The sequence below is a fragment of the Actinocrinis sp. genome, from assembly GCF_035946395.1.
Lineage (GTDB): Bacteria > Actinomycetota > Actinomycetes > Streptomycetales > Catenulisporaceae > Actinocrinis.
Window position 1 is genome coordinate 28,696 of the sequence record NZ_DASYZI010000446.1, and the last position, 7,758, is coordinate 36,453.

Sequence of the window (7,758 nt, forward strand, 5' to 3'; positions counted from 1 at the left end):
AGCGGCGGCCGGGTTCGAGGAGCCCAGTGCCACTGTCCGCCACCCAGCGCCGCCTGTGGGTGCTCGGCGAGATGCGCCCGTACGACCCCTTCTACAACCTGCCGGTCACCGTCGACGTCGACGGACCTCTCGACGTCGCGGTGCTCGAACGCTGTCTCGACGAGCTCGTGCGCCGGCATCCCGCGCTGCGCACCGCGATCCGGTCGGTCGACGGCGAGCTGGCGCAGGTCGTCGACGACCTGGTCCCGTCCGGGCTGCCGGTCCGCGACCTGTCGCAGCTGCCTGAGGCGCAGCGCGAGCCGCGGGCCGAACGCGTCGCCGACGAACTCGCGCAAGAGCCGTTCGACCTCGCGGCCGGGCACATGTTCCGGCCGGTGCTGCTGCGCCTCGGCGCCGAGCGGCACAAACTGGTCGTCTGCACGCACCACAGCGTGTTCGATGGAATCAGTGCAGCGATATTCCAGGACGAACTGATCGCGCTCTACCAGGCGTTCGCGCAGGGCCGTCCCTCGCCGCTGCCCGAGCCGCCGGACTACCGGCAGCACTGGGAGCAGCAGGCCGCGAACGCCCAGCGCGAGGCCCAGGACTCGCTGAAGTACTGGACGACGCGCCTGACCGGTGCGCCCGACGTGATGGAACTGCCGCTCAAGGGGCCGCGCCCGGCGCACACCGGATTCGAGGCCGCGCGGCGCACCCGGTTCATCCCCGAAGCCACCGTCGCGCCGCTCGAACGGGTCGCGCGCGAGACCGGCGCGACCATGTTCATGGTGCTCCAGGCCGCGTGTGCGACGCTCCTGCACCAGCACGGCGCCGCGGACGTGGTCATGGGCACCGCGCTGTCCGGCCGCGACACGCGCGCCAGCCAGCGCCTCGTCGGCTACCTGGCCAAGCCGGTCGTGCTGCGCACCGAGTTCGCCGACGACCCGCGCTTCACCGAGGTGCTGGCCCGCACCCGGGGGGACGTGCTCGATGCGCACGACCATCCGGAACTGGCGTTCGAGGACGTGCTGCGCGCTCTGGAGGTCGCGAACGACCCCAGCTACTACCCGCTCTACCAGGTGCTGTTCGGCTACGAGCAGCAGCGGCAGCCGGCGCAGGCCGCCGGTCTCGCGTTCGCCGGCGGCTTCGCGAACCTGACGACGGCGAAGGTAGAGCTCGAATTCACCCTGACCCGCACTGCCGACGGCCTGCTGGCCCAGCTCGCCTACCGCACCGACCTGTTCGAGGACTCGACCGTCGAGCGCCTGCTGGAACGCCTGGAGACGCTGCTGGAGCGGATCGGGGCCGATCCCGGCGCGACGGTGTCGCAGCTCGTCCAGGCGAGCGAGGCGGAGCGGCGGCTGGTCGTCGAGGCCTGGAATCAGACCACTGCCGAATATCCCGGTCACCTGTGCATCCACGAACTCGTCGAAGCGCAGACCGAGCGCACGCCGGACGCGATCGCGGTTCAGGCGGCAGAGCGCACGTGGACCTACCGGGAACTGGAGGAGGCGGCCAACCGCGTCGCCCGCTTCCTCGTCGACTCCGGGATCCGGCCCGAGGTCCGGGTCGGCGTCCACCTGCCGCGTTCGCTCGAACTGATCGCCGTCATGCTCGGCATCTTCAAGGCCGGTGGCGTCTACGTTCCCCTCGACGCGGGGCTGCCCGCGCTGCGCCTGCGGACTCTGGTCGCCGACGCCGGGATCGGGCTCGTACTCGCCGGCCCCGAGCACGTCTCCATGTTCGACGACCTCGGCGCCCGAGTCGTCGGGTTCGACCGGTCCGACCGCGGCTGGCTGGTCGGCGATCTTCCGGCGGACCGCGTCGCGTCCCCGGTCGTCTCGTCCAACGCCGCGTACATCCTGTTCACCTCCGGCTCGACCGGCGGCCCCAAGGGCGTCGTGCTCGAACACAGGAACCTGATCAACATCGTCACCTGGGCGCACCGGGAGCTGGGCACCGAGCTCTGGGAGTCGGTGCCGCTGATCAGCGCTCTGGCATTCGACGTCTGCATGTGGGAGATCTTCACGGCGCTCGGCTGCGGCGGCAAAGTCGTCGTCGCCGAGGACGCGCTCGCGCTGGCCCGTACGCCGGGTGCCGAGACCGCGACGGTCATCACGGCCGTGCCGTCGATCTGGGCCGAGCTGCTCAAGATCGGCGGCCTGCCGACGTCGGCGCGCACGGTGTTCTCCAACGGCGAGGTCCTGCCGCCTTCGGTGCTGCGCGACCTCTACGCGCTGCCGGGCGTCGAAACCGTCTACAACATGTGCGCGCCGACCGAGACCACGACGTTCTCGCTGTTCAACATCGTGCGTCCGGACGAGCCGATCCCGCTCGGGCGGCCGATGCACAACACGACCGCTTACGTCCTCGACGCCCGGATGCGGCCGGTGCCGCCCGGCGTCGTGGGGGAGTTGTACTTCGGCGGGGCCGGAGTCACCCGCGGCTACCTGAATCGGCCGGACCTGACCGCCGAGCGCTTCGTCCCGGACCCGTACTCGAAACGCGGCGGGCAGCGGCTGTACAGGACCGGCGACCTGGTGCGTCATGCGCCCGACGGCCGCATCCTGTTCGTCGGGCGCGCCGATCACCAGGTGAAGTTGCGCGGTGCGCGGATCGAACTCGGCGAGGTGGAAGCGGCGCTGCTCGTGCACCCGGGCATCGGCGAGGCGTGCGCGATGGTCGTGCGCGGCACCACGTCGCTCGGTGACCGCTTGGTCGCCGCGGTGGCCCCGGCGCCCGGGACCGACGAGGGCGCGGTGTCCGCCCAGGACATCAGGGCCGCGCTTCAGGAACGCCTCCCGGGCTACATGGTGCCGTCCGACATCCGGGTGGTGTCGGCGCTGCCGTTGCTGGTCAGCGGAAAGCTCGACCGGAAGAAGGTGGTCGCGCTCTTCCCCCGGCCGACGGACGCCGGTGCCGCCGCGGACGCGGTCGAGCCGCCGTCGGGCGACGTCGAGCAGGCCGTCGCGGTGGTCTGGGAGCGCATCCTCGGCCGTCCGGCCGGCGCGACCACCACGTTCTTCGAGGCCGGCGGCAACTCGCTGTCGCTGATCCGGCTGCGCGAGGCGCTTCGCGACGAGTTCCAGCAGGACATCGGTGTGACCGATCTGTTCCGGCATCCGACGGTCCGGGCCATGGCGCAGTTGCTCGCCGGTGGCCCGCAGCCGCAGGTGCCGGCCACGGGGACCGCCGAGCTCGGGCGCTCCAGGCAGGAGGCCCGGCTCGCGGTGGCAAAGAGGAGGAGTCGCAATGTCCGTTGACGCCGGGGCTCAGCCCGGTTCGGCGCGGTCCCGGATGCGGGTGCTGGCCGCGTTGCGTTCGACGCTGTCCGCCACCGACGTGGCCGGAATGGAGCAGTGCGCGACGCGTCTGCTCGCCGGCCTGCCGCGCGAGACGGTCGCGGAGAACGTCGTGATGGTCGCGTACGGCGGCGGAAAGGACAGCTCGTACACGCTCGCCTTCGTGCGCGCGGTGCAGCTGTGCCTGTTCGAACGGCTCGGCACCACCTTCCGGCTGCGCTCGGTCACCAATCGGCACGTCGGCATGCCGCAGGCGGTGATGGACAACATCGACCGCGCCTACACCGCGCTCGGCTTCACCGGGGACCCCGACTGCGAGGCACTGCTGGTGGACGGCCGAGCGGTCAAGCCGTTCGCCAGGTACGAGCCGCTGCCGCCCGACGTCGTGCGCCGCAACCGCCTCGACCTGCTCATGACGGGCCACCGCACGTTCGGCGAGTCGCGCCCGACGTTCTGCAACGCGTGCAACCTGAGCATGGTCAACTCCTTCGGCATGGCGGCCGCGCACGCCGGCGGCGTGGACGTGATCATCACCGGCGACTCGCCGGAGGAGCAGCGCGCGTACAGCCTCTGGATCCGCCGGCTCAGCCACCGGTTCAATCCGGGCGCCCGGCAGGATGGCGGCTTCCGCGGCTTCCTGGAGGCCACCGACCGGATCTCGGCGCTCTACTTCGCCGACCTCTACGGTCCGGACGCCGCCGCGGAGATCGGCGAGCGCGCGGTGGCCAGCGACGTGCCGGCGGAGATCCGGTTCTTCTCCATCTTCGACGACACCAGGTACTCCTCCGGAGAGCACTGGCCGCTGCTCACCGGCCTGCTCGGCTTCGAGTTCGACGAACTCGCCTTCAGCTTCACCGAGTCGGACTGCGGCAATCCCACCCTGATGGCCCATCTGCGCGGCCTCAAGTGCGAGGTCGTATACGGCCGTGAGTACGCCGAGGGGCTCGCCGAGTACGTGGACTTCGCCGAGTCGCTGATGCGGATGAAGGAGTTCCCGCAGCACCTGATCGACGTGATCCGGGCGCGCTATGCGGGTCCCGACGCGGCGCAGCGGATGCGCGAGGTGGCGGGAGCGTTCGCCTCGGCGGCGTACGACCTGACGGAACGGCAGCTGGTGTGCATGCTGCAATCGCCGTTCACGGAGAAGGGCCGGCGCCTTGAGGCCTACCTGGAGGCGGAGCACCCGGACCGGGCGGGCCAGGTGGACGCGCTGCACGCCCTGCTCGCCGGTGAAGGCGAACCGCTTGACGACGCCGAGGCCGCGCTGGCCGACTGGCTGACCGGTGCGAGCGGGCTGGAACTCGGCCGGCTGCGCACGCTGTACCTGTCGGAGGCCGTGCGGTTCTCGCGCCAGGGCGGGCCGGGGATCCTCGCGGCGATCGTGGAGGGAGATCCGCACAAGGCGGAGATCCGCACCCGGTTCTCGGCGGACGGGCCGGAGACGCTGGAGTTCATCACCGGACGGTGATGGTGAATGCCGGCCACGCTCAAGCTCGAAGAGCCGTGATGACAGCGGCCGAGTAGGCGAGTAAGCGCCGCGCTGGCGGCGGCCGGACGACATCCGGCCGCCGCCAGCGCGGTTCACCGGGACTCGGTTGCGGGGCTCAGTCGTCCTGGTGATCGGTGATTCCGAAGAACTGGATCGCCAGCTTCGCCCAGTCGAAGTAGTGGAAACCCAGGTTGTGGTCCTCGCCCGCGACGCTGTAGGCGTCGACCTGGACCTTGCCGGCCTTGTCGACGTACACCGAGTGCGTCCAGGTCGGCTGCGGGCTGTCGACGTACGCGAGATCGGCGTGCAGGACGTTGGTCCACTGCGCGACCTCTCCGTTGAAGTTCGGGTAGAGCAGGACGGCGTCCGCGGTGCCGTGCCACAGCTGCATCCGCGGGCGCGGGCCGTGATAGGTGGGGTAGGCGGCCCGTGCGAGGTCGCCCCACTGCTCGGGCGTCATGCTCAGCTGGCCGCTGGAACAGGTGCTGTTCCACAGCGAGCCGTCGGTGGTGGCGAAGCAGCCGAACGGGACGCCGGACATCGCCGAGCCGGCGGCGAACACGTCGGGGTAGTCGCCGAGCAGGACGTTCGTCATCATCGCCCCGGAGGAGATGCCAGTGGCGAACACCTGCTGCTTGTCGGCGTGGTAGGCCTTCTCGACGTACCGCACCATGGAGACGATGCCGACCGGGTCGCTGTTCCCGTCATGGGTCAGCGCGCCCGGCGTGGAGACGTCGAAGCAGACCAGTGACGTGCGGGTCACCGACGGGTAGATCACGATGAAGCCGTACTGGTCGGCGAGCGACGCGTACTCGGTCCCGCCGAAGAACGCCGGGCCGGAGCCGCCGCAGTAGTGCAGCGCGACTATGACGGCCGGATGGGGGTGTACGTGCTGAGGCACGTACAGGTACATCTTCAGGTTCGTCGGGTTTGGGCCGAAGTCGGTGACCTGTTGCAGCGTGGACGTGGGTGCCGGCAGGCCGCCCGGCCCGGTGGCGCCCGTGGTGGCGCTCGCCGCGGGCGCGGCGGCCAGAGCGCCGAGGCACAGCGCGGTGCCGACGCCGAGGGCAGCCACCGGGCGGCCGAGGCCGCGGCCTGCTCGGGAGACGGCTCGTATCAGAGGGCGAAGCACGATCTACATCCCTTCCGCGGGGGAGGACGGTGCGGGACGAACTCTCCGAAAGTTTTCGAAAGACGCCTGAAACATTTCGGCTGAAAGTAGACCGGCTTCCGGGCGCCGTCAAGCCTTGTGGCCGAGCACCGTGTCGTCGGCCCGGGCTGTCGGGCCCTGTTGCAATCGACTCTGTGGCAAGCAACCCCGTGGCAAGCAACCTGTGGCAAGCAACCTGTGGCAAGCAATCCCGTGCCAACCGAAACGAAGACGCCTGACATGGATCCGGGCCGCCGCTCGCGGTGGGGTGCGAGCGACGGCCCGGATCGGTGGGGTGAGTCTTCGAACGTGGTGGCGTCCGAAGGCGCGTGCCGGTCGTCGACTACGGGTGCTGTGTCAGCAGGTGTGCCTGGTAGCCCTGGCCGTAGGTGCTGGTCGGGGTGCCGCTCCAGTCGTTGATCAGGACATTGCCCTCGCTGCCGCAGACGCCCCACGGGTTCCACGTCCAGGCCGTGTAGCCGATCCCGTTGGTGTCGGCCCAGGACATGACCTGGTCGATGTAGTCGTGGGCGCAGCTGTTCTGGCCGATCTCGCCGGCCTGAACCGGAACTTTCGCCGCGACCGAGGCGATGTTGGTGTTCCAGCAGGAGGTGTTCGAGCAGGCGTTGAAGTTGTACGAGTGCCAAGACGCGACGATGTTGTTGTCAGGATCCTTCGGCTCGTAGGCCAGCCACTGGCTCAGGTCGTTGGTCCAGGCCAGGCCGCCGACCATCAGGACATTGCTAGCGCCAGTCGCGCGCACCGCGTTCACCAGCGTCTGCATGCCTGCGACCTGGTAGCCGATGCCGTTGCAGGTGCCGCCGTCACGCAGGCAGGTCCACTCCGCGGTGGGGCTGTTGTAGCCGTCGGCGGCGTCCGGGTAGGGCTCGTTGAACAGGTCGAAGAGCACTGCGTTGTCGCCCTTGAACGCGGTGGCCACCTGAGTCCAGAAGGTCGGGGTGTACTGCATGTCGGGCATCGGCTTCTGGCAGGTCGCCTTCACGTCCGAGCAGCCCGCGCCGCTGCCGGTGTACAGGCCGTAGGTCCAGTGCAGGTCGAGGATCACGTTCATGCCGTTGGCGACCAGCAGGTTGACGTAGTCCTTCACGGCCTGCTGATACGCGGCTCCGCTGGTGCCGGCGGCGGGCACGTCGCTCGTGCCGAGCCAGCACTCTTCGTTCAGCGGGATGCGCACGGCGTGGATGTTCCAGGTCTTCATTGCGTTGATCATGGTCTGGTCGGCGGGGCCGTCCCACATCCCGTTGCCCTGGATGCAGGCGAACTCGCCGCTGGACCGGTTGACGCCCAGCAGCCGGTAGTTCGTGCCGGCGGCGGTGACCAGGTGATTACCCGAGACGTGCAGCGCCGGGGCCGGGGTACCGCCCGTGCTGCTCCCGCTCGGACTGGCGCTGGGCGAACCCGACGGCGAGGAACTCGGCGAGTTCGACGGCGAGGCGCTCGCGCTTGGCGATTTCGACGGCGACAGCGACGGCGACGGGCTCGCGCTGGCCGACGGCGAACTGGTCGTTCCGTTGCACAGCGTTCCGTTGACGGCGAAGTTGGTGGGCGCGGCGTTGGCTCCGGTGTAGGCGCCGTTGAATCCGAGGCTGGTGGTGCCGTTGGTGCCGATCGACCCGTTGTAAGACAGGTTCGTCACGGTCACGTTCTTGCCGGACTGCGTGTAACTGCCGTTCCAAAGCTGGGTGACCGTCTGGTTACCCGCGAAACTCCAGGTCAAGGACCAGGAAGTGATCGGGCTGCCCAGGTTCGTGATCACAATGTTGGTGCTGAAGCCAGTGCCCCAGTCGCTGGCAATCGTGTAACTGACCGAACAACCG

The 7,758-nt window shown here is 69.6% G+C and carries 4 protein-coding genes; 2 read left to right on the forward strand and 2 right to left on the reverse strand.

Translation table 11 applies throughout. The annotated features are described in order from the left end of the window. The first annotated feature begins 26 nt into the window (after positions 1 to 26). Together VGS97_RS28435 and VGS97_RS28440 are read left to right on the forward strand one after the other, a co-directional pair. Positions 27 to 3,242 carry an amino acid adenylation domain-containing protein gene (locus VGS97_RS28435; protein ID WP_326856762.1) on the forward strand — a complete coding sequence of 1,072 codons (3,216 nt, stop codon included), beginning with the start codon at positions 27 to 29 and terminating at the stop codon, positions 3,240 to 3,242. Then, complete coding sequence (locus VGS97_RS28440; RefSeq protein ID WP_326856763.1) at positions 3,232 to 4,749, forward strand: hypothetical protein; 1,518 nt, start codon at positions 3,232 to 3,234, stop codon at positions 4,747 to 4,749. The genes VGS97_RS28435 and VGS97_RS28440 overlap by 11 nt, the downstream gene beginning before the upstream one ends. Before the next feature lie 136 nt (positions 4,750 to 4,885). On the opposite strand, the gene VGS97_RS28445 is transcribed toward VGS97_RS28440, so the two are convergent. Together VGS97_RS28445 and VGS97_RS28450 are read right to left on the reverse strand one after the other, a co-directional pair. Further along, positions 4,886 to 5,902: an alpha/beta hydrolase family esterase gene (locus VGS97_RS28445; RefSeq protein ID WP_326856764.1), complete on the reverse strand. Its 1,017-nt coding sequence runs from the start codon at positions 5,900 to 5,902 to the stop codon at positions 4,886 to 4,888. 361 nt (positions 5,903 to 6,263) lie between these two features. Continuing rightward, positions 6,264 to 7,758: cellulase family glycosylhydrolase (locus VGS97_RS28450; RefSeq protein ID WP_326856765.1), on the reverse strand; the 1,495-nt coding region annotated here is incomplete at its 5' end.